Below are 21,615 nucleotides of genomic sequence, written 5' to 3'. Positions count from 1 at the left end.
AAAACTTAGTCCCTTAGAATCTTAGAACCTCAGCACCTTAAAAGTTACCTTGTAAAAACCAAATGATTTCCTTTAGAAAGATTGGCATCAAACTGATATCCTTCATAATTAAAACCTTTTAAGTCATCAATAGTTTCTGCATTAGTATCAATAATATAACGCACCATCATACCTCTCGCCTTTTTGGCAAAGAAACTGATCATTTTTAATTTTCCGTCTTTATAATCTTTAAAGTCTGGAGTAATAACAGGAACTTTTAAAGCTTTTACATCAACTGCCGAAAAGTATTCGTTACTCGCAAGATTCACGAATAATTCATCTTTTTTCAATTCTTTGTTTAAAGCTTTAGTCACTGTAGGTTTCCAGAATTCGTGAAGGTTTTTAGATTCACCAACTGGCATTTTAGTTCCCATTTCCAAACGATACGCCTGCATTAAATCTAATGGTTTCAAAAGTCCATAAAGGCCAGATAAAATTCTAAGTTTATCTTGCAAAACATCCAATTTTTCCAATGGAATGGTATAAGCGTCTAAACCTGTATAAACATCACCATCGAAAGTATAAACTGCCGGACGGGCATTTTCTGGAGTGAAAGGAGTTTTCCAATCCTGATTACGTTTCCAGTTTAAATCGGCTAGTTTGTCTGAGATAGACATTAATTCTGATAATTCAGCTGGCTTTTTTGTTTTTACTACTTTATGAACCACTCTTGCTTCTTTTAAGAATGAAGGTTCAGTATATTGAGATGTTGGTAATTCTTTTTCGAAATTCAGTGATTTCGCTGGAGATATAACAATTTTCATGTGTGCTTTTTTCTATGTTTCAAAAATACAAATTGAAATTTTAAAAATTGATTATCTTAATTGATTTGTTTTATTGTTACATAAATGTTTTTCAACCACAAATTACACAAATTATTCTTTTAGGTTCTTTCCCATAGATTAAAAGATTTACATACATTTTTCACCTATTTTTATTCTGTAATCTACAGCAGAATTGAAAATCAATTTGTGAAAATTTGTGTAATTTGTGGTAAATCATTTTTATCTACAATAGAGTAAAATTTACACAGATTTTTTAATCCTTTTAATCCTGTAATCTGTGGCAAAAAAAATAAATTCGTGAAAATTTGTGTAATTCGTGACATCCCTTTCTCAATTCATAAAAATCAACATCAAAAACTATTAATTTCTTCAAAAAAGTGAGCTCTAGATTATAATAGGCATTTTCTATGTTGTAAATTTGCATGCATTTTATTTCTACTAAAATTAAAAAATGCTTTTATTCAAAAATTAGTGAATTCGTGGCGATACAAACAAACTATAAAACTGCTTTACAAAACAAAATCTTCGATATCATTTCGAAAGCTTCTCAGGAACTAAAAGTTGACTCTTATGTGATAGGAGGATTTGTTCGTGATTTGCTTTTAAACCGAGGTTCTAAAAAAGACATTGATGTTGTTGCGGTTGGAAGCGGCATCGAGTTGGCTCTTAAAGTTTCAGATTTACTTCCGAACAAACCAAAAGTTCAAGTTTTTAAAACGTACGGAACCGCAATGCTTCGTTTTGAAGATACGGATATTGAATTTGTTGGCGCCCGAAAAGAATCTTATACTCGTGACAGCCGAAATCCGATTGTAGAAAACGGAACTTTACAAGATGATCAAAATCGTCGTGATTTTACAATCAACGCATTGGCTTTATCATTAAATTCAACTAATTTCGGAGATCTTTTAGATCCTTTTGACGGATTAACCGATTTAGAAAACAAAACAATCAAAACGCCTTTGGATCCAGACATCACCTATTCTGATGATCCTTTGCGAATGCTTCGTGCGATTCGTTTTGCAAATCAATTGAATTTCGAGATTGAAGAAAATTCTTTGAATGCGATCACAAAAAATGCAGATCGCATTAAAATTATTTCTGGCGAAAGAATCGTTGATGAGTTAAACAAAATTCTCATGACCGATAAACCTTCTACAGGATTTTTACTTTTATACAAAACCGGACTTTTAGATTTAATCTTACCTGAATTAACAGCTTTAAATCAGGTAGAAGAAATTGAAGGTCATACGCATAAAAACAATTTTTATCATACACTGGAAGTTGTCGATAATATTTGTCCAAACACAGACGATGTTTGGCTTCGCTGGTCGGCATTACTACATGATATTGGAAAAGCACCAACGAAACGTTTCACGAAAAAACAAGGTTGGACTTTTCACGGACATGAATTTCTAGGGGGAAAAATGGCAAAAAAAATCTTCGAACGTTTGCACATGCCATTGAACCATAAAATGAAATTTGTTCAAAAAATGGTTATTATGAGTTCGCGTCCAATTGTTTTGGCGCAAGATATTGTCACTGACAGCGCGGTTCGTCGTTTGGTTTTTGATGCTGGCGAAGATGTAGAAAACCTAATGACGTTGTGCGAAGCGGATATCACAACCAAAAACCCGTCAAAATTCAAGAAATATCATAAAAATTTCGAGCTCGTACGTAAGAAGATTGTAGAGGTTGAAGAACGCGATCACGTACGTAATTTTCAGCCACCAATTACAGGCGAAGAAATTATGGAAATCTTCGATTTGAAACCTTCACGAGAAATCGGAATTTTGAAAGAAGCTGTTAAGGAAGCCATTCTGGAAGGTGATATTCCAAATGAATATCAGGCGGCTTATGATTTTGTGATTAAAAGAGCTGAGAAATTAGGCTTAAAAAAAGTTGAGAAATAAGTATTATTTAATAAAATGAAAAAAGAGAATAAATCAGTAATCATTTGGTTACTATCGGGCTGTGTTTTATTGTTTTTAATGGTCGTTGTTGGCGGTATCACGCGTTTGACCAATTCAGGTTTATCTATGACCGACTGGCACTTGGTAACTGATACCTTCCCACCTTTAACAGAAGCAAAATGGCAAGCCGCTTTTGACGAATACAAAAAATTTCCTGAATATCAGAAAATCAATATTCACAACGATTTTCAGTTAGCCGATTATAAATTCATTTATTTCTGGGAATGGTTTCACCGTTTTATTGGCCGTATTATTGGTTTGGTTTTCTTTGTGCCATTTGTTTACTTTTTAGCCAAAAAGAAATTAGACACTCCAACCATTAAAAAATGTATCGTTCTTCTGGCAATGGGAGCTTTCCAAGGATTTTTAGGATGGTTCATGGTAAGAAGCGGATTAATTGACAATCCAGATGTAAGCCATTTTAGACTTTCATTACACTTAACTTTTGCTTTTATCACATTTGCATATACACTTTGGGTTGCACTAGATTTGATCTATCCAGAAAGAAACATCAACAAGATTTTACCTTTAAGAAATATTGCGCGTTATGCTTTAGTTGCATTATTAATCCAAATTATTTACGGCGGATTTGTAGCAGGATTAAACGCTGGATTGATTCACAATCACTGGCCTTTAATGAGCGACGGAGAATTTGTTCACGAATCGGTTTTTATTGAACAGTCTACTTTAATAAAGAATTTAATTGAAGGAAAAAGCGGTGTTCAGTTTGTACACAGAACTTTTGCCTATGTTGTAGTTGCGATTATTCTTTTCCTTTTCTTCAAAAGCAAAAAATATACACTTACACATACTCAAGCAAACGGAATCAAAACTTTAGTTGTTTTTGTTTTCATTCAGTTTTTATTGGGCGTTTTCACTTTATTGTATAGCGTGCCATTGGCTTTAGGATTAATTCACCAAATTATGGCGTTTTTCCTTTTGAGCGCGATGACGTATACTTTACACCGATTAAGTAAATAAAATCGAAATTTATTAAAACATAAAAGAAGCTGTCTCAAAAGGACAGCTTCTTTTTTAGAAGGAATATTATCTTATATGCAAAACCCCAGCGGGGTGAAATATTTATAGAATTACATTAAGACAAATTAAAAAGAGCTCCGGAGGAGAGACATATAAATAAACTTTACAAAAATATGCCGTTCCCCTGGAGCTTATGGTGTTAACATTTATCTTTCGCTATAAATATTTCGCTTCTCTGAAGCTTACAAAAAAAGGCTGTCTTTTGAGACAGCCCATTTTATCGTTTCAATTTTAATCAAATGAATTAAAATCTAATGAATTTCTATATTTTATTTGAATTTTATCCTAACCAAGCTTTAAAATCCTGCACTTTTTCTCGGCTTACAATTACCTCATCATCTTTGTAGCTTGGTAAAATAACTTTTAATCTCGAATTGGTATAAACTTGAATTTCTTTGATTGCTTTTAGCGGAACAATAAATTTTCTGCTTACGCGAAAGAAATCCTTTTTATCTAGTTCTTGCTCTAAGATTTCTAAAGTTGAATCGATCAAATAATCACGATTGTCGTAGGTATGAATATAAGTTCCCTTATTTTCACTAAAAAAACATTCAATTTCTTCTGTAGTTATTACTTTTAAATGTTGTCCAATTTTAACTGTAAATCTCTTTTTATATGTTTTTTCAAATGGATTAGATAACATTTGACGAATTTGCTCAAAATCCAATTGCATATTTGAAGATTCTGCTGCAACTTTTGGAAGACGTGATTTGAATTTTGAAACAGCTGTTTCCAAATCATCTTCATCAATAGGTTTTAGAAGATAGTCAATGCTGTTTAATTTGAAAGCTTTTAAAGCATACTCATCGTAAGCTGTTGTAAAAATAATAGCGCTTTTGATATCTATTTTTTCAAAAATCTCAAAAGATAAACCATCTGACAACTGAATATCCAAAAAAATCAAATCTGGATGCGGATTATTTTCAAACCAATGAACCGATTCTTCAACAGAGTGAAGCATGGTTTCTACAGTTACGTCTAACTTTTCAAGTTTTCTTTGCAGCAATCTCGCCGCTGGTTTTTCGTCTTCTATAATTAATGTGATCATTTACTATAATGTGAAATTTGAAAAAATTATGAAGTCAAAGTTACTCCCATTTATTTTTATTTGCGGCATCTCTTTCCATGTATTTTTGGATTTTTCTTTTCTCCCAATCTGAGCCAAAAAACCAATCAGTGCCAAAAACAGATAATCCGTGAGCCAGTAAACCAATTCCCCAAAAAAATGCAGTAGAATACGTGTGCCATTCCGTCAAACCACTAAAATCCATTCCTTCATTAAAATTATCTCGGGCTAAACTCGATACGATGATAATGATATTTACAATAATGTAGACTTTGACGTGCGAGTAAAATCCTTTCAGTTTTTTTACTCTTCTATAAGCTGCATTGTAATTTGGATCGTCTGTATACTCTCCAAAATGCTGTCTTGTGTAATCTTCGTACATATGTCTTCTAAAACGTCCCATAACTATATTTTGATTATTTCCACTTGTTTTTATTCTGTTTTTCCTTCTCCATGAACTCTTTGATTTTTCTTTCTTCCCATTCCTTACCCATTCCTGGAAAAACTTCAAAGACTTTTAATCCGTGAAAAACAACTCCTACTCCCCACCACATTAAAGGCCAAAAAAACCATAAATAGCTTGGTGATGTATATAAATTGATAAAAATCAAAATTGCATTTACTAATATGTATGCCACAAGATTTCCGTAAAATCCTTTAATGTTTTCAACCTTTTTTTTGGCTTGGATATATTTTTCCTCGTCGCTTAAATTCCTTTCCATAACTACTCCCATTTTTGTTTTTTATATTTTTTTTCTAAAATGCTTCTTAATTTTCGTTCTTCCCATTCTTGCCCAAAAATCTTGTACGAAGCAAACAAATCAATTGCAGAGCCAACTACAACAGCCGACCAAATAATTACAATGACCCAATTTAAATATCTAATTGGAAAAAATTGCAGTGGCAAATTGGTATATTCTTTTAAAAGAAAAAGAACCATTGCAATGGCATAAACAAACAAATGTTTATAAAAAGATTTCAACTGAATCACTTTTTTGGTTGCCAAATCTTTCAAAATGGTTTCTTCCTGATCGCTATTCCAATCTGTTTCCATGACTATTTTCTAAACGTTGCTGATTTTCTTTTTCTAGAATTTCTCTTATTTTTTTCTCTTCCCATTTCTTATTGAAGAAAGGCGGCAGACTAAAAACTTTCAATCCGTGCAAAACAATCGCAATTCCCCAGCCCATCACAGACCATATCCACCACAGGTATTCTGGAGAAGTCATATAATTTACAACAATCACAATCGGGTTGCAAAGAGCATATACGGTCAAATGCTCATAAAACGCCCTAATTTCTTTCACTTTTTTCTGAGCATCATAATAACGATCTGCTTCAGTGAAATCTTTTTCCATTATTTCCACGTTTTTTGGTTGTTATCTTTCTCTAAAATCTCGCGAATTTTTCTTTCTTCCCAATCTGAGCTGTATCCAAAAACTTTAAAAGCATGCATCGCAACTCCAAATCCCCAGCCTAAAGCCGAAAACCAAAACCATTGAAATCCTGGCGAAAATTTTAAATTAATAAAGATCAAAAACGGAATTACACAGCAATATGAAATTATATTTCCATAAAATCCTTTCAGTTCTTCTACTCTTTTTTTAGCTCTATAATAAGCTTTTGCTTCATCGGTATATTCTGCACTCATTTCCATAACGGCAATTTGTTTTGTTAAAATTGGAATTCTAACGGTGAAATTCTTTCCATCTTCCTCAATCTTCACTTTTCTATCTGTTATAATTCCGTATCTATTTACAATATTCTGCAGTCCGACACCTTGCCTATCCTGCAAAACTTCTTTTTTCTGAAGATCATTCTGAATGGCCAGATAATCTTTATCAATAAAAATTCTAATATGAAGCGGTTTTTGCTCACTTACCACATTATGCTTTACCGTATTCTCTAGTAAAAGCTGTAACGAAAGCGGCACCACTTTAGCTTCTGGATTGATGTTTTCTGTTGGCAATTCGTAAAACAAACTATTTTCGAAACGCATTTTCAGAAGATTCATATAGGTTTTTGCAAACGACAATTCGTCTTCAACTGAAACCAATTCTTTGTCTTTCTGTTCTAAAACATATCGGTAAATTTTAGACAATGAAGTCGTAAAACGCTGTGCATTATCTGGATTTTCTTCTATTAAAGAACTAAGAACATTTAAGCTGTTAAAAAGAAAATGCGGGTCGATCTGATTTTTTAAGCTTTCAAATTTAGCATTTGCTGTTCCCGCAATAATTTTTTGTTGTGTTACTTTGTTTTCCTGATAGAGTTTATAAAAATTAAGTCCGTGAAAAAACAGTAGAACAATAAATGTCATTACCGCAGATTCGATATAATTTTCTGCTTTTTCATTGGCAAGAAAACCAATAATGGTTTTATTCTCGATTATTACACTTGTAAACAAACGCAATACTAAAATTACGATCATCGATATTAAAAAAGAACTTGCAAAACCAATTAAAATTCTCTTTAGCGAATATGGATTTTCTTTGAAAACTCTATCTAAAAAATCAAAAAGAACAACGTTTACGATATACAAAACCACACTGTAAAGCATGCAGTACAAGAAATAAATGTAGAGATTCTTGTTAAAGACTGCTGTTCCTAAAGAGGCAAACCGAATTAGGAAAGAGAACAAAAATACTATTCCTCCAACTAAGCATGCTTTTAACAAATTAGGTTTTAATATCATCATGTTTATAAACTACTGAATTATTTACAAGTTTTTTGAATTTCTAAAGCTCGTTCTAATCCCCATTTTGGAGAATAAGGCGTTGCTGGTTTAAAAGTATTAAAAAGTTCAATAGATTTATCAACTTGTGCACACAAAGGTTTAGTGTCAACGCCTGTCCATTTTGCTCCTCCTATTTGATAATCTGCTTCACCAAAAACTGCTCTTGGATTATTTGGATCCAATGCTTTAGCTTTTGCGTAAGCTTCCATTACTTTTGCAGAATATTTCATTCCGTTTGTCATTGGGTCAGCAACAACATATCCTGTATAAATTAAGGCTTGCATTACATACAATTCTGAATTGGCTTGGTCTTTTATTAATTCAATATCTAATGCATCTTGCGCTTTTGTCAATAACAAATCGATTTTTGCTTTGTCTTTTTCTGTAAAAACAGCGGTTGCGTTGATCATAGCAACATAATAATTAGGCAAATAGCTATTTTTTTCTGCCGCAGCAATTCTTTCAAATAAAGCGGAAGCTTCTGTATTTTTTCCTTCTTTCCAAAGTCCGAATGCTTTGTTCATTCCTTGTTCAAATTGTGTTTGAGCAGATAATAGACTGCAAATAAATAACGTAATAACTGTGATAATTTTGGTCATGATTTCTTTTTTTTAAGTTTCTAAGGTTCTGAGTTGCTAAGGTTCTAAGTTTTTTTTATTGATGATTAAAACTCTTTTTTTTTAAGGTTCAAAGGTTCAGAGTTGCAAAGGTTCAGAGGTTTGGTTTTGTCATTACTAATATTCAAAAAACTTTGATCCTTTGTCGCTTTGTTTCTTTGTTCCTTTTAATTTACACTTCAAAAGTATATCGGTTTTTACTCTTTTAAAATTAAATGATACTGAGTTGTTGATTTTGGTTACTGAATTGTTTTTTCTTGAGGGACAGAGGTTCAAAGGCACAAAGGTTCAGAGGTTTTCCTCTATTTATTCCCAAAGACTTTGTCCCTTTGAGCCTTTGCCTCTTTGCCTCTTTTTTAAAGGTTTTTCAATTGATTCTCACTCTTATTCTGGCTGATAGTCCAAAAGAAACCTACAAAGAAGAATCTGTCTGCTGTTGGTACTACGGCTTGCCTTTGATATACTCCGCTTGCATCTGGATTTTTTGCATAATCGTATCCGAAAATATTTTGAGTTCCTAAAACATTTGAAACTGAGAAATAAAGGATTTTTTGTGTCGTTAATAAATAAGCCCAGCTAAAACTTAAACTATTGTACGATTTTGTTTTCCCGTTCATAAACTGCGTCTGATTTGGATCGTTATACGGACGTCCTGTGCTGAAACTATTTGTTAAACTCACCTGAGATTTCCAGTCTGTAATAAAATATTTTGCTACAACAGATAAGTTATGATTGGCAATAAAACTTGGCGTTGCCATTTTTGGAAAGTTTTTATACTGTCTTTCTGAATCGATATAAGAATATGAAATCCAATATTCTAGATTTTTGTGCAAATTGCTGTCTCTCCAAAATAAATCGAATCCTTTTGCGTAACCAGATCCGTTGTTGTCGAAAACCGAGTTGTATTGAATATCTCTCGTATCGTACTGCACCAAATTACTGTAATCTTTGTAATAAGCCTCTGCTCTAAGTGTTTGACCTATTCTTGTAAACGTGTAATTAAAAATATAATGTCTTGCTTTTTCGCTTTCAAACTGATGGTATTTAGAAAATTTAATGTAATCTACAACTGGGGTTTGAGAATAATCTCCATAAGCAAACGAGAACTGACTGTTTTTTGAAGCTTTATATCCTAATGAAGCTCTTGGCGCAATATTGTTTTCGTTTAATAAACTGTTGTTTGAATATCTCAGACCAACTTTTAAAGCTAGTTTTTTAGAAAATAAAATATCTCCTTCTGTATAAGCTGCAAAAATGTTTGAATCGTATCCATTTGTAACATCAAGAGCAATATTATCAGCTATATTTTCATCATATTTTGTAATGAAATAATCGCTTCCGAAAGACAATTTAAAAAAGTTCGAAAATTTCTTGCTTAATTTCAGTTTCAGCTGCGCTGCATTTTCTTGACTGTCAATTCCTGTAATATCATATTTCAGTTTATTTTTACTGTAACCGTAACTCACTCCAGAAGTAATCTGCCAACCCGTTCCAAAACTTCCTTTGTAAGATGAATTCAAATAGAAGTTATTATTATTCATATCTGTTCGAATCGGATTCTCGAAATTGACATTTTTCTGATTCAAGTCAAATTTTTCAGAATCAAAAGAAGCATACAGCTTAAATATTCCGTTTGTGAAGTTGTATCTATAAACTGTCTCTCCTCCAAGCGATTGATACGGATTATTCCAATCTACATTTTGCGGAATAACAGCCTGATAAGGTGCTAAATTCACATACATCATATTTACACTAAGAGAACTTTTTTTGAATTTCTGTGTATTTCCCAAACTCAAACCAACCGTCATAAGTCCAATATCTGTTTTATCATGATCCTCTTCGTCTTGTGTATTTAAAAGCAACACACTCGATAAAGCTTCGCCATATTCTGCAGAATAACCTCCAGTAGAAAATGCGATTCCGCTAAACAAAAAAGGAGAAAAACGGCTTCTTGTAGGCAAGTTATTTGTAGTTGCTCCATAAGGCTGTGCAACACGAATTCCGTCAACAAAAGTCTGTGTTTCGCTGGCTTCACCACCACGCACAAACAAACGTCCATCTTCGCCTACGGTTTGTGTTCCTGGTAAAGTCTGCAAAGCTGCCACAATATTTCCTGCAGAACCTGCCGTAGTTACAATATCCAGCGGTTTCAAAACAGAAACTCTCGATTTCTCACCAGATTCCATAGTTCCAGCTGTAATAATAACGGCATCCAAATTATTAATATTCTCGGTTAATTTTACCGTTTGCTTTTTATAATTGGCAACATCTATTTCTTGCTTGTAAGTTTCGAAAAGTAAAAAACTTACCACTAAAAATTTATTTCCAGTTTCAGTAGTTTCAAAAGAAAAATCTCCAGTTTCAGAACTTGTTGCTCCGTCGTAAGTTCCGTCAATATAAATATTAGCGCCAGCAACAGGTTTTCCTTTTGGGTCAAGTACTTTTCCAGAAATAGTATTTTGAGCAAAAATTAAAGCTGTAAAAAATAAAAAGCTTATTGTAAAAAATAATTTGGTTTTCATGTCATCTTTGGTTTTTGATGAAGCAAATGTATTTTAACAATTCATGTTAAAAAATATATAATAACCCAATTGTAGATTTTCGAGGATGAGTTGTAAAATACTAATTTGTATCTTAGCTAGGAAAACCAAAATCATCATTTTATGTCAGAATGTAAAAGAATTTCAAATCTATATCAGTCTATTTATAACGGAAATCCTTGGCTTGAAGTTAATTTAGACAATACTTTAAAAAATGTTACTGCCGAGCAGGCTTACAGAAAAATAAACCCAAAGCTAAATACAATCTGGGAAATTGTGAATCATTTGATTCAATGGAGAAGAAATATCCTCGAACGTATGCAGGGAGAAGTAATCATTACGCCAGATCACAACTATTTTGTACCTGTTTTAGATCCTTCAGAAGCTGCTTGGGAACAATCGCTTCAAACCTTAGCAAAATCTCAAGATTCTTGGAATGCTTTTTTTGAAAGTTTTAATGACGAAGATTTAGCGAAGATTTATGTTAATAATGGTCATACCTACTACGAACACATTCATGGAATTATCCAGCATGATGTTTATCATTTGGGACAGATTGTTATTTTGAAGAAACTACTTTAAAAACTCATAATCATGAAAAAGTCACTTTTATTTTTTGTTTTTTTTATAATGAGTGCAATCGGCTTTTCGCAAGAAACCGAAGTTAAATATGATGAAGCTCTAGCCAAATCACTTCACGCCGACGAATACGGAATGAAGAAATATGTTTTTTGTCTTTTAAAATCTGGAAGTAATACAACAGCTTCTAAAGAAGAAACCAAAAAACTTTTTGCAGGCCACATGGAAAATATTGGCAAATTGGCCAAAGAAGGAAAACTGGTTGTTGCAGGACCTTTCATGAAAAATGATCGAAATTATCGTGGCATTTATATTTTTAATGTTGAAACCATAGAAGAAGCCAAAGTTCTAGTTGCTACCGATCCGGCAATAAAAGCCAATTTACTCGAAGCCGAATTAACGCCTTGGTATTGCACCGCCGCTTTGCAGGAAACTGTAAAAATACACGACAAAATTGCCAAGACGAAAATGTAAAATATGAAAACAGAAAAAGAAAAAATGATCTCGGGCGAATATTACAACCCCTTTGATCCTGAATTGGTAAAAGGCCGTCGTGCCGCAAAAAATCTTTTGCACTCTTTAAATGTAAAAGAATACAGAGTTACCAAAAAAGCAAAAGAGATTTTAAAAGAATTAATTCCAAATGCTGGAGCTGGTTTATATATTGAACCTCCTTTTCATTGTGATTACGGGTACAATATTTTTGCTGGAGAAAATGTTTATTTTAATGTGAACTGTGTGGTTTTGGACTGTGCGCCTGTAACAATCGGATCGAATGTGTTTATTGCGCCAAATGTTCAGATTTATACCGCTTCACATCCGCTTGACGCTGAATTAAGAAAAACATTAGAAAATGCATATCCAGTTACAATTGGAGACGATTGCTGGATTGGCGGAAACTCTGTTATCTGTCCTGGCGTAACCATCGGAAAAGGCTGTGTTATTGGCGCTGGATCTGTTGTTACAAAAGATATTCCCGACAATTCGCTTGCTGTGGGAAATCCAGCAAAAGTAATTCGAAAATTAAATCAAGAACCTGAATCCAAAAAATAATGCTTACCCTTAATAAAGTTCACCATATTGCCATTTTATGTTCCGATTACGAAAAATCGAAATATTTCTACACTCAGATTTTAGGTTTAACCATTATTCGTGAAATTTACCGTGAAGAACGCCAATCGTATAAATTGGATTTAGCTTTGAATGGCTCTTATGTTGTCGAATTATTCTCCTTTCCAAATCCGCCGCAAAGACCTTCAAGACCTGAAGCGGTTGGTTTAAGACATTTGGCTTTTGAAGTCATTAATCTGGAAGAAACGATTGCTTTTTTAAACTCAAAAAATATAGAATCAGAACCCATTAGAATTGATGAAACGACCGAAAAACGTTTCACTTTTATTGCAGATCCAGATTTATTGCCGATTGAGTTTTATGAGCGTTAGTTTTTTTTGCCGCAAAGGCGCTAAGACACAAAGTTTTTTTAAATTTTTAAAGATTGAAGAATGAATTGCGTCCAGCTTTAGCTGGATGATCACAAGACTCATACTGAAGAGGCTTTAGCCAAATCTACAAAGTTTGGCTAAAGCCTTTTACTTTTTCAAATTTTATACCTCCAGCTAAAGCTGAAGGCAATTCAATTCACTGTAGAAGAAAACTTAAAAAACTTTGTGTCTTAGCGACTTTGTGGCAAAAACAAACTTCGAAAGAATTTTCCTGTTTATATCTATTTTAACACACTAAAATGAATATTTCCTAGAAAAAACCGAATTTGATGCTTAATTTTGTAATCCGCAGAAAAAAAATGCGGAATTCTCAAACTTATAATGATGAACAAAAGGGCGCAAATCAAAAAAAATCATCAATTTATCAAACTCCGAAAATTAGTTATTGTTTCTATCTTAATTGGCTTCCTTTCTGCCTTTCTCGGAATTTCACTTAAAAAAATAACCGAATATTACGAAGAAATCTTCTTTCACGAAGTATCGGTCCATCCTATATTTTACATCATATTTCCAGTTTTTGGTTTGTCGGTAATTTATTTCCTAAGACAATATCTTTTTAAGAAAAAAGAAAACAAAGGAATCAAAGAAGTTTTTGAAAGTACAGCATCAAAATCTAAAAATCTGCCTTCTTATAAAATTCCATCACATTTCATAAACGGATTATTAACGGTTATTTTTGGAGGTTCAACAGGAATCGAAGTTTCTACTGTTGTCGCCACAGCAACTATTGGTTCTGTTGCACACGAAAAAGAAAATGTTTTCCGCCAATACAAAACAGAATTAATCTGCGCGGGAGTAGCTGCCGGTGTTACTGCACTTTTCAGCAGTCCGATTGCGGGAGTTTTATTTGCTTTCGAAGTCATTTCTAGAAAAGTAACGCGAGCCTTTATCATTTCAAATTTAATTGCCGTTTCTATCGCATTTGGTTTGCTGACCATTTTAAAAGAAGAACCATTATTTGCAGTTTCAATCACAACTTGGAATTTAAAAGCGATTCCGTACTTTATTCTTTTAGGAATTTTAGCGGGAATGAATTCGGTTTATCTGACACGTTGCGTTTTATTCTTCAAATCTCAATTTGGAAAAATCGATACGCATTATTACAAAATCATTTTAGGATCTGCTGTTTTAAGCCTTTCATTATTCTTTTTTCCGCAATTGTACGGAGAAGGCTATCATGCCATTAAAGGAATTTTCGGAAATGTGCATCAAGCTCAATTGACTATTACTTTAGCGCTGACTTTCATCGGAATTTTAATTTTAAAACCAATTGTAACTTCAATTACGTTGGCTTCTGGCGGTGACGGCGGTGTTTTTGCGCCAAGTTTATTTATTGGAGCATTTTTGGGATTATTGCTGGCTTCTATCTTAAACAGCTTTTTCCATGTAAATGTAATTCCGGTTAACTTTATGATTATAGGAATGGCTGCTGTTTTAAGCGCCAGCATTCATGCACCTTTTACAGCAATATTTTTAGTTTGCGGATTAACAAACGATTATACTTTGTTTTTCCCAATTCTTGTAGTTTGTTTAATTTCAAAATACACTGCAAAAACAATTTATCCATACACCGTATACAGTTATTCCCCAAGCTTAATTAAATAACCCCAAACCGACAAGCTACAGATTCACAAAGCAATAAAGTCTGATAACATACCGCAAAGTATATTTAAAAACATAACGAGCAAAATAATACCACATACTATGCCCACTGAAAAAATAAAAAGAAGCTATCGCAAAACACGTTACATTCTTTACAAAGAAACTTTAATAGACTACAAAGAACATTTTTGGTCATTTTTAGGTTCATTTATTGGAATCGGAATTTTGGCTTACGTTCAATCCATACATTTTTCTGGTCCTGATGCGGTTTATTTAATCGGTTCTTTCGGAGCTTCGAGCGTATTGGTTTACGGAATTATCCAGAGTCCGTTTTCTCAGCCACGAAATTTAGTCGGCGGACACGTAATTTCGGCTCTTGTTGGAGTTACAGTCAATAAACTGGTTCCCGATATTATGTGGATTGCCGCGCCTTTAGCGGTTTCAATCGCCATTATTCTAATGCAGATTACCAAAACGCTTCATCCGCCAGGAGGAGCGACAGCTTTAATCGCAGTTATCGGAACAGAAAAAGTAAAAGCACTTGGTTATATGTATGTTCTTTCTCCAGTTTTCACAGGAGTTATGATTTTACTTTTAACGGCCTTGGTTTTTAATAATATGACTTCAAGCAGAAGCTATCCAAGTCATAGTACTTACCACAAACATTATCATAAAATTAGAAAAAGACTGGCGAGAAAATAGTTTTCTTTCTTCTCCTGCAAGGTTTTCAAAACCTTGTAGGTATAAACTTCAGCATTAATAAGACCTACGAGGTTTTGAAAACCTCTCAGGATTGCAAAACAATTATAACACAGCAAATCAAAAGATTAAAATCTTTTCAACAAATCACGATTCGTAATTCGTATTTCGTTTTTTATATTTTACCTTTGACCTCTCAATAAAAACAAAGATTATGGTTTATAAATTTAGAGTTATTCTAGACGCCGAAGAAGATATTTTTAGAGACATTGCTATTCTTGAGGAAGATACACTTGAGGATTTACACAATGCAATCTTCAATGCTTTTGGCTTTGACGGATCAGAAGTGGCTTCATTTTATACTTGTGATGATACATGGAATCAAGAAGATGAAATTCCGCTTTTTGACACAGGAGATGTTCCTGGCGAAATAAGAACCATGAACGATTATCCGTTATCTAGTATTTTAGATAAAGAAAATACAAAGATTATCTACGTTTACGATTTCATCAGCATGTGGACTTTCTTAGTTGAATTGGCTGCAATCGAAGATGAAGCTGTTGGAGCTACTTACCCAGAAACTTTATTTTCTCACGGTGAAATGCCAGACGAAGCTCACGAAAAAAACTTCGAAGCCGATGACATGCACAATGATATCTACGGAGAATTTGAAGACGACCTAGACGAAGACGATCTTGACATGTTCGAAGGCGATGACAGCTTCGAAGATTATGGATTTGAGGAGAATTGGAACTAGTTTTGAGGTTCAAAGAGGCATAGGTACAAAGGTTCAGAGGTTTTCTTAAAATCTAACGATTTTAAATGTAATATTTTTCTTTATTTTTATATTTTAATTCTTAAAATATAAAATGAAAACTTTTCGCGACCTTTTAATCTGGCAAAAATCTATGAATCTGGTAACTGAAATTTACCAATTAACAAATTCATTTCCAAAAGAAGAAATTTATGGACTATCTTCACAAATCAGAAGATGTTCAATATCAATACCAAGTAATATTGCGGAAGGATATGGCAGAGATGGAAATAGTGATTATTTGAGATTTTTAAATATTTCAATATCATCATTATTTGAAATGCAGACTCAGCTTGAAATTTCATTCAATCTAAAATATATAACCGAGTACCAATTCAGTAAAATAAATGGAGAAAGCAGAGAATTAGAACGAATGTTAAGTTCTTTTATTCGAAGAATAAAAGACAGAAAATAACCTTTGTCCCTTTGAACCTCTGTACCTCTAAACCTAAAAATAAATGATAAATTTATTCAACACCCACATCGACACGCTGTCAATACACCGCGTAGGAAACAAAAGCCGTAACGAAGCGATTTTTTTATCGGAGCAGCCGTTTAATTTAAATGACGAGATTGTTCCTTTGATAAAAGAATTCTTTTTTAAGCCTTTTAGAGAAAAAGAAGAAAACTATTATCAGTTTGCACACGAAGTGGACTTGGATTACAACGACATGTTTAAATATGCAACTGAGATTTTTGCTAATCCGTCAAATGTTCATGAGGTTTCTAAAAACATCACAAAGCATTTATTTGAGCAGTCAAATCACCCGCACATTAAAAATGGAGAGGTTTACGTAACTTATTTGACCAACTTAAGCATTGATAATAATGTAGTTGATGCCATTGGTATTTTTAAAAGTGAGTTACAGGCAGACTTTTTACAATTTGAAGAAAACGGAAGCAACCTTGAAATGATTTTACAGCAAGGAATTAACTTGAGTAAATTGGATAAAGGATGTTTGATTTTCAACTACAAAAAAGAAGAAGGATACAAAATTCTTACTGTAGACAGCAACCGTTATGATGCACGTTACTGGTTAGAGCACTTTTTATCTGTTGATGCTTTTGAAGATGAAAATTTCATCACAAAAAAATATTTAAAGTTCTGTCAAAACTTCGCAAAAGACGTGGTTTTGCCAGCCGAAGACAAGAAAGAGGAAGTAATGTTTATGAACCGATCTGTGAATTATTTCGCTAAAAACGATCAGTTTGAAGAGCAGAATTTCTTGAATGAAGTACTAGACAATCCTGATTTGATCCCTGAATTTAAAAACTATAAAGTTGATAAAGGAGAAAAATACAGCATCGAAGATGTAACCTCATTCCCTATTGCCAACGCAGCAGTTTCTGACGCTAGAAAATCGATTAAAAACGTAATTAATTTGGATACGCACATTCAGATTAAAATGGATTTTATCAACCCTGAAAGTGCAGAAAAATTTGTTGAAAAAGGCTGGGATGAAGAAAAACAAATGTATTACTACTTAGTTTACTTCAACAAAGAAGAGAAAAGCTAAGAAGTTTTCATTTTCTATTACTTACTTAATACAAAAAAAGGCAATTACAAATGTAATTGCCTTTTTTTATTAAAACTGATTTTCTAAAATAAAGCGAAAATCGATCTTAAAATATCGTCATAAACTTGTTTATCTTTTTCACCGGCACGAGCCAAAACTCGAATTCCAGAATAATTATTAAAGATAAAGCGCGCTAGTGATCTCGCATCTTGTCTATCAGAAATCTGACTTAAGTCCTGCCCTTTTTTTACAGCATTACAAAAAATGTCTTCTACTACCTTTTGGTTATCATGAACAATTTTTGCAATTTCAGGATCATGCATTGCTAATTCTACAGCAGAATTTACCATAAAACAGCCTTTTGTAATTCGATCTTGAAGACTTTCTATAACAGCTTGTTTGAATATATCGGTTAAAGCAGTTTTAATATTTTCAGCATTTTCAAAAAGCTCATTGAGACTATCTAGATTTTGCTTTTGATATCGTTTTAATGACTTTACAAAAAGCTTTTGCTTATCTCCAAACGTATCATACAGACTAGAACGGCTTAAACCCAAATGGTTTACCAAATCCTGTGCAGAAGTTCCGTTGTAACCTTTGTGCCAAAAAATCTCAATTGCTTTATCTAAAGCCTGATCTTCATTAAATTCTTTCGTTCTAGCCATGACATTCAAATTAAAATCCTTTACAAAGATATAAAAATATGGAACAATCGTTCCTGAATTAATCAAAAAAATTATAACACTGTATTTACGATAAGTCCACCATCAACCACAATTTCAGATCCAGTGATAAATGAAGCATCGTCTGAAGCTAAGAAACTAACTGTTTTGGCAACTTCCGCAGCTTGTCCAAAACGTTTCAATAAAATCTTTTCGCCTAGAGCAAATCCTAAACCTTCTACTTGTTCTTTTTCTAAACCAACTTTTCCGTACAATGGTGTTTCAATTGGACCAGGAGAAACTGCGTTTACTCTAATTTTTCTTGAAGCCAATTCTACAGCAAAAACTTTATTTAAAGACAAAACCGCTGCTTTGCTCGCTGCATATACACTTGAATTTGGCATTCCCACGTGAGCATTTACAGAAGTATTAAATATAATTGAACCGCCGTCATTTAAAATTGGCAACACTTTTTGAACTGTAAAATAAACTCCTTTTACATTCACATTCATAATACTGTCGTAATGATCTTCTGAAGCTGAATCTAGTGGTGCAAAAGCTGCAATTCCAGCATTCAAGAATAAAATATCCACTTTTCCGAATTTTGCTTTTACTTCTTCAACTAAATTATCAATTGACTTTAAATCAGATTGATCTGCAACAATTCCAGTAACATTCAATTCTGTTTCAGCTTTCGCTAAAGCTTCTTTGTTTCTTCCTGTTACAATTACTTTTGCTCCTTTTGCTGCTAAATCAGCTGCTGCTGCGTATCCAATTCCGCTGTTTCCACCTGTCACGATTGCTACTTTGTTTTCTAAATTTTTCATTTTATTATTTTTTAAGTTATTGATTATTCAATTATTATGATACAAAGATATAATAACGGAACGATCGTTCCGTTATTATTAATGTTAATTTTTTGTTAAAACAAAAAACTACCCTTCTTGATGTCTTTATTTTAAAGGCAATCAGCTATTTAGCTATAAACGAAAGAAATAGCAAAATGTCGTACATTCTTAATTTATGCTTAATTTTGTATTAAAAAATAACTCAGATGGATATTCAATTTTTTAAAGAAAGTCCTTTTACCACTATAATTTCATTTCACAAGTTAATTGAATCTTTTGAAGAAATTGCACAGTCAGACGTTGATTACAGATCAAATTATGCCAAAGCGATTTTAGAGCAAATTGAATTAATTCCGGAACTTAGGACTGGAATCCAGGATTATTCAGTTATCAAAAACAATGAAGCTTTAATTAAAAATATATTATCCGATTTATTTCCGACTGCATTGACGCACAACGAGATAAAGGCGGTTACAATTCCATTTCAAAATATCTCCTTTAATTATACAGAGCGTTTCAAGAAAATCCTCAAAAATGCGGGAGACGAATTTTATATGGAAATTCGTGACTTTAGCGACCATCAATTCTACATCAATAACTGCTGTTTAATTTTGAGCAGTTATTACAAACAGCATATTGATTTCAATCAGCCGTTTTTCTATGACATTCCTAATGAAAATGGTATTGAAAAGCACTATCGCATTTTGTACAATGCTGATTTCATGGAAATTACTCCAACCGAAAACGCTGTTCCACTAACTCAAGAAGATATTGATCAATTACTTGACAATTATAACGATATCAATTTATGGAAATCTAAATTCCCAAAAGGAAGCTGGATTTTAAGAGGTTTTGGTATTGTTTCTTTATTTGATGCGACAACAGAAAGTGCTATTTCTATATTGAAAAGCAATCTTCTGAAACCTGGGCCTAAAACGGTTGAAACAGATCAAGAAGTCTCTAATATTTTTCAGTCTATCTTTAATCTTCCAAATTTAAAAGTCGGATTTATTATCTATAATCCAGAGGAAGAAAAATTTATAAGACCAGCAAAATATGAAAATCAGATGAAAAGCTTCTTGCTTTCTGCTGATCAGGAAGTCGATTGTAAAAATGCTTTTTTCGGATGTTCTTTCGAAAATTTATTAGATAACAAGGAACCTTTTGTTATTTCTAATGTGCGTAAATTCACTGAAGAACAAACAAATAAAAAACTTGGTGAGCATTTACTGTCACAAGGTATACAGAGCTGTATATTTGCACCAGTTATAAAAAACGGGCATTTATTAGGAGTTGTAGAATTAGTTTCACAAAACACACAAGATCTAAATAGTGTAAATGCTACAAAACTAGATTTGGTTCTGCCATATTTAACCGATACTATCGATCGTGTTAATACCGACATGCAGCATCAGATCGAGGCGATTATTCAGCGTGAATACACTACGATTCACCCAAGTGTGTATTGGAAATTCAAGAGAGAATCTCAGAACTATTTTCAAAATATGAATCATACGAAAGATTATATTTTTAAAGAAATTGTTTTTAAAAATGTGTATCCGCTGTATGGACAAATTGATATTAAAGGTTCTTCTGAGCACCGTAATGAAACAGTAAAAATTGACCTGAAAAGTCAACTGACTGCTCTTATGGAAATTTTTGATAATCAGGAAGAAAATTCAAACCTAGTTCTTCTTGAGCAAAGAAAATTTGAATTGGAGTCGCTTCGAAATGAATTGGATTATCCACTAAAAGCAGATACCGAACAGCATATACAACGCTATATCGAAGAAGAAATTCATCCGATACTGAAAAACACTAAAAGCAATCCTAAATCTGAAAAATTAGAAAAAATTTACTTTGATAGTCTGGATGAAAAAACAGGAATGTTTTATCAGGAAAGGAAGAAGTTTGACAATGCTATGTCCATTATTAACAAAAGACTGGCAACAGTTTTAGACAGAAAACAAGTGGAAGCGCAACAGATTTATCCGCATTATTACGAGCGTTTTAAAACGGATGGTGTGGAACATAATTTATACATTGGAGCATCTATTTCGCCGACAAAACCATTCGATATTATGTATCTGCACAATCTTCGTTTATGGCAATTGCAGACTTTATGCGAAATGGAACTAGAACACCATGAACTTAAAGAATCGCTGCCGTACGAATTGGATGTTACTTCGTTAATTCTGGTTTTCAGCTCTGCACTTTCTATCCGTTTCAGAATGGATGAAAAACGTTTTGATGTAGACGGAACTTACAATGCGAGATATGAAGTTGTTAAAAAACGAATTGACAAATCGCATATTAAAGGAACAAACGAAAGAATTACTGAAAAAGAGAAAATTACAATTGTTTATTCTCAAAACAGTGAAGAAGCAGAATACTTAAAATACATTAAATACCTGCAGCACAAGAAAATTCTTGAACCATCGATAGAACAATTTGAAATTGAAGATCTTCAGGGAGTTTCTGGTTTGAGAGCGATTCGTGTGAAAGTAATCAACAATAATTCGAATCCAGGAATTAAGAAAATAACTTATCAAGATTTACTAGATGAGCTCAACTAAATAGTTGAGCTTTTTTTA

At 33.0% G+C, this 21,615-nt stretch carries 23 protein-coding genes; 12 read left to right on the top strand and 11 right to left on the bottom strand.

The genetic code is table 11. The features are described from left to right. Positions 1-44 precede the first annotated feature (44 nt). Complete coding sequence (gene yaaA / locus RB618_RS20875) at positions 45-803, bottom strand: peroxide stress protein YaaA (protein WP_308070563.1); 759 nt, start codon at positions 801-803, stop codon at positions 45-47. Positions 804-1,246: 443 nt separating this feature from the next. On the opposite strand from yaaA, the gene RB618_RS20870 reads away from it, so the two are divergent. Both RB618_RS20870 and RB618_RS20865 read left to right on the top strand, forming a co-directional pair. Beyond that, a complete protein-coding gene (locus RB618_RS20870; RefSeq protein ID WP_308070561.1) occupies positions 1,247-2,737 on the top strand; it encodes an HD domain-containing protein in 1,491 nt (496 codons plus the stop codon). Positions 2,738-2,752: 15 nt separating this feature from the next. Continuing rightward, a complete protein-coding gene (locus RB618_RS20865) occupies positions 2,753-3,778 on the top strand; it encodes a COX15/CtaA family protein (RefSeq protein WP_308070560.1) in 1,026 nt (341 codons plus the stop codon). Positions 3,779-4,118: 340 nt separating this feature from the next. On the opposite strand, the gene RB618_RS20860 is transcribed toward RB618_RS20865, so the two are convergent. From RB618_RS20860 to RB618_RS20825, 8 genes are all read right to left on the bottom strand, one after another. Then, entirely contained in the window at positions 4,119-4,886 is a 768-nt protein-coding gene (locus RB618_RS20860) for a LytTR family DNA-binding domain-containing protein (RefSeq protein WP_111378283.1), read from the bottom strand. 40 nt (positions 4,887-4,926) lie between these two features. Beyond that, on the bottom strand, positions 4,927-5,307 hold the full coding sequence (locus tag RB618_RS20855) for a 2TM domain-containing protein (protein WP_308070559.1): 381 nt from the start codon (positions 5,305-5,307) through the stop codon (positions 4,927-4,929). Between the two features lie 13 nt (positions 5,308-5,320). Further along, positions 5,321-5,638 carry a 2TM domain-containing protein gene (locus RB618_RS20850; protein ID WP_374121151.1) on the bottom strand — a complete coding sequence of 106 codons (318 nt, stop codon included), beginning with the start codon at positions 5,636-5,638 and terminating at the stop codon, positions 5,321-5,323. Next, positions 5,629-5,958: a 2TM domain-containing protein gene (locus RB618_RS20845; protein WP_308070557.1), complete on the bottom strand. Its 330-nt coding sequence runs from the start codon at positions 5,956-5,958 to the stop codon at positions 5,629-5,631. The genes RB618_RS20850 and RB618_RS20845 overlap by 10 nt, the downstream gene beginning before the upstream one ends. Continuing rightward, positions 5,939-6,262 carry a 2TM domain-containing protein gene (locus RB618_RS20840; protein ID WP_308070556.1) on the bottom strand — a complete coding sequence of 108 codons (324 nt, stop codon included), beginning with the start codon at positions 6,260-6,262 and terminating at the stop codon, positions 5,939-5,941. The genes RB618_RS20845 and RB618_RS20840 overlap by 20 nt, the downstream gene beginning before the upstream one ends. Further along, the gene (locus tag RB618_RS20835; protein WP_308070588.1) at positions 6,262-7,599 is read right to left on the bottom strand and encodes a 2TM domain-containing protein; all 1,338 of its coding nucleotides are present in this window, start codon (positions 7,597-7,599) and stop codon (positions 6,262-6,264) included. The genes RB618_RS20840 and RB618_RS20835 overlap by 1 nt, the downstream gene beginning before the upstream one ends. A gap of 20 nt (positions 7,600-7,619) precedes the next feature. Then, positions 7,620-8,240, bottom strand: coding sequence for a hypothetical protein (locus RB618_RS20830; RefSeq protein ID WP_308070555.1), 621 nt, complete (start codon positions 8,238-8,240; stop codon positions 7,620-7,622). Positions 8,241-8,614: 374 nt separating this feature from the next. Next, on the bottom strand, positions 8,615-10,780 hold the full coding sequence (locus RB618_RS20825) for a TonB-dependent receptor (RefSeq protein ID WP_308070554.1): 2,166 nt from the start codon (positions 10,778-10,780) through the stop codon (positions 8,615-8,617). A 141-nt stretch (positions 10,781-10,921) separates the two neighbouring features. Here RB618_RS20825 and RB618_RS20820 point away from each other — a divergent pair, with 141 nt between their 5' ends. From RB618_RS20820 to RB618_RS20780, 9 genes are all read left to right on the top strand, one after another. Then, complete coding sequence (locus tag RB618_RS20820; protein ID WP_308070553.1) at positions 10,922-11,380, top strand: DinB family protein; 459 nt, start codon at positions 10,922-10,924, stop codon at positions 11,378-11,380. Positions 11,381-11,392: 12 nt separating this feature from the next. Then, complete coding sequence (locus tag RB618_RS20815) at positions 11,393-11,851, top strand: YciI family protein (protein ID WP_308070552.1); 459 nt, start codon at positions 11,393-11,395, stop codon at positions 11,849-11,851. A 3-nt stretch (positions 11,852-11,854) separates the two neighbouring features. Next, positions 11,855-12,430: a sugar O-acetyltransferase gene (locus tag RB618_RS20810; RefSeq protein ID WP_308070550.1), complete on the top strand. Its 576-nt coding sequence runs from the start codon at positions 11,855-11,857 to the stop codon at positions 12,428-12,430. After that, positions 12,430-12,819 (top strand): VOC family protein, encoded by a 390-nt coding sequence (locus tag RB618_RS20805; RefSeq protein ID WP_111378296.1) that lies wholly within the window; start codon positions 12,430-12,432, stop codon positions 12,817-12,819. Before RB618_RS20810 ends, RB618_RS20805 begins: the two co-directional genes overlap by 1 nt. Positions 12,820-13,200: 381 nt before the next feature. Then, the gene (locus RB618_RS20800; protein WP_308070548.1) at positions 13,201-14,484 is read left to right on the top strand and encodes a chloride channel protein; all 1,284 of its coding nucleotides are present in this window, start codon (positions 13,201-13,203) and stop codon (positions 14,482-14,484) included. A gap of 99 nt (positions 14,485-14,583) precedes the next feature. Next, the gene (locus RB618_RS20795) at positions 14,584-15,183 is read left to right on the top strand and encodes an HPP family protein (protein ID WP_111378298.1); all 600 of its coding nucleotides are present in this window, start codon (positions 14,584-14,586) and stop codon (positions 15,181-15,183) included. Between the two features lie 211 nt (positions 15,184-15,394). Next, complete coding sequence (locus RB618_RS20790) at positions 15,395-15,937, top strand: hypothetical protein (protein ID WP_308070547.1); 543 nt, start codon at positions 15,395-15,397, stop codon at positions 15,935-15,937. A 112-nt stretch (positions 15,938-16,049) separates the two neighbouring features. Next, positions 16,050-16,409: a four helix bundle protein gene (locus tag RB618_RS20785; protein ID WP_111426596.1), complete on the top strand. Its 360-nt coding sequence runs from the start codon at positions 16,050-16,052 to the stop codon at positions 16,407-16,409. 43 nt (positions 16,410-16,452) lie between these two features. Continuing rightward, entirely contained in the window at positions 16,453-17,511 is a 1,059-nt protein-coding gene (locus RB618_RS20780) for a nucleoid-associated protein (protein WP_035647713.1), read from the top strand. An 83-nt stretch (positions 17,512-17,594) separates the two neighbouring features. Here the strand turns inward: RB618_RS20780 and RB618_RS20775 are convergent, their stop codons facing one another. After that, entirely contained in the window at positions 17,595-18,176 is a 582-nt protein-coding gene (locus RB618_RS20775) for a TetR/AcrR family transcriptional regulator (protein ID WP_308070546.1), read from the bottom strand. A gap of 71 nt (positions 18,177-18,247) precedes the next feature. Then, positions 18,248-19,000, bottom strand: a complete 753-nt coding sequence (locus RB618_RS20770; protein ID WP_308070545.1) for an SDR family oxidoreductase — start codon at positions 18,998-19,000, stop codon at positions 18,248-18,250. A 227-nt stretch (positions 19,001-19,227) separates the two neighbouring features. Between RB618_RS20770 and RB618_RS20765 the strand changes: the two genes are divergently transcribed. Then, complete coding sequence (locus tag RB618_RS20765) at positions 19,228-21,597, top strand: GAF domain-containing protein (RefSeq protein ID WP_308070544.1); 2,370 nt, start codon at positions 19,228-19,230, stop codon at positions 21,595-21,597. The last annotated feature ends 18 nt before the right edge of the window (positions 21,598-21,615 follow it).

The sequence above is a fragment of the Flavobacterium sp. LHD-85 genome (assembly GCF_030929595.1).
In the GTDB taxonomy this organism is placed as follows: domain Bacteria; phylum Bacteroidota; class Bacteroidia; order Flavobacteriales; family Flavobacteriaceae; genus Flavobacterium.
The sequence above is the reverse complement of the archived record's forward strand: the minus strand, read 5'-3'. Positions and strand labels throughout refer to the sequence as shown.

Bases quoted from the DNA above. Each gene is read 5' to 3' on its own strand.
- RB618_RS20840 (WP_308070556.1), bottom strand. From the start codon at position 6,262: ATGGAAAAAGATTTCACTGAAGCAGATCGTTATTATGATGCTCAGAAA.
- RB618_RS20820 (WP_308070553.1), top strand. From the start codon at position 10,922: ATGTCAGAATGTAAAAGAATTTCAAATCTATATCAGTCTATTTATAAC.
- RB618_RS20865 (WP_308070560.1), top strand. From the start codon at position 2,753: ATGAAAAAAGAGAATAAATCAGTAATCATTTGGTTACTATCGGGCTGT.
- RB618_RS20810 (WP_308070550.1), top strand. From the start codon at position 11,855: ATGAAAACAGAAAAAGAAAAAATGATCTCGGGCGAATATTACAACCCC.
- RB618_RS20805 (WP_111378296.1), top strand. From the start codon at position 12,430: ATGCTTACCCTTAATAAAGTTCACCATATTGCCATTTTATGTTCCGAT.
- RB618_RS20860 (WP_111378283.1), bottom strand. From the start codon at position 4,886: ATGATCACATTAATTATAGAAGACGAAAAACCAGCGGCGAGATTGCTG.
- RB618_RS20765 (WP_308070544.1), top strand. From the start codon at position 19,228: ATGGATATTCAATTTTTTAAAGAAAGTCCTTTTACCACTATAATTTCA.
- yaaA (WP_308070563.1), bottom strand. From the start codon at position 803: ATGAAAATTGTTATATCTCCAGCGAAATCACTGAATTTCGAAAAAGAA.
- RB618_RS20815 (WP_308070552.1), top strand. From the start codon at position 11,393: ATGAAAAAGTCACTTTTATTTTTTGTTTTTTTTATAATGAGTGCAATC.
- RB618_RS20825 (WP_308070554.1), bottom strand. From the start codon at position 10,780: ATGAAAACCAAATTATTTTTTACAATAAGCTTTTTATTTTTTACAGCT.
- RB618_RS20855 (WP_308070559.1), bottom strand. From the start codon at position 5,307: ATGGGACGTTTTAGAAGACATATGTACGAAGATTACACAAGACAGCAT.
- RB618_RS20790 (WP_308070547.1), top strand. From the start codon at position 15,395: ATGGTTTATAAATTTAGAGTTATTCTAGACGCCGAAGAAGATATTTTT.
- RB618_RS20780 (WP_035647713.1), top strand. From the start codon at position 16,453: ATGATAAATTTATTCAACACCCACATCGACACGCTGTCAATACACCGC.
- RB618_RS20795 (WP_111378298.1), top strand. From the start codon at position 14,584: ATGCCCACTGAAAAAATAAAAAGAAGCTATCGCAAAACACGTTACATT.
- RB618_RS20845 (WP_308070557.1), bottom strand. From the start codon at position 5,958: ATGGAAACAGATTGGAATAGCGATCAGGAAGAAACCATTTTGAAAGAT.
- RB618_RS20800 (WP_308070548.1), top strand. From the start codon at position 13,201: ATGATGAACAAAAGGGCGCAAATCAAAAAAAATCATCAATTTATCAAA.
- RB618_RS20850 (WP_374121151.1), bottom strand. From the start codon at position 5,638: ATGGGAGTAGTTATGGAAAGGAATTTAAGCGACGAGGAAAAATATATC.
- RB618_RS20775 (WP_308070546.1), bottom strand. From the start codon at position 18,176: ATGGCTAGAACGAAAGAATTTAATGAAGATCAGGCTTTAGATAAAGCA.
- RB618_RS20770 (WP_308070545.1), bottom strand. From the start codon at position 19,000: ATGAAAAATTTAGAAAACAAAGTAGCAATCGTGACAGGTGGAAACAGC.
- RB618_RS20835 (WP_308070588.1), bottom strand. From the start codon at position 7,599: ATGATATTAAAACCTAATTTGTTAAAAGCATGCTTAGTTGGAGGAATA.
- RB618_RS20830 (WP_308070555.1), bottom strand. From the start codon at position 8,240: ATGACCAAAATTATCACAGTTATTACGTTATTTATTTGCAGTCTATTA.
- RB618_RS20785 (WP_111426596.1), top strand. From the start codon at position 16,050: ATGAAAACTTTTCGCGACCTTTTAATCTGGCAAAAATCTATGAATCTG.
- RB618_RS20870 (WP_308070561.1), top strand. From the start codon at position 1,247: ATGCATTTTATTTCTACTAAAATTAAAAAATGCTTTTATTCAAAAATT.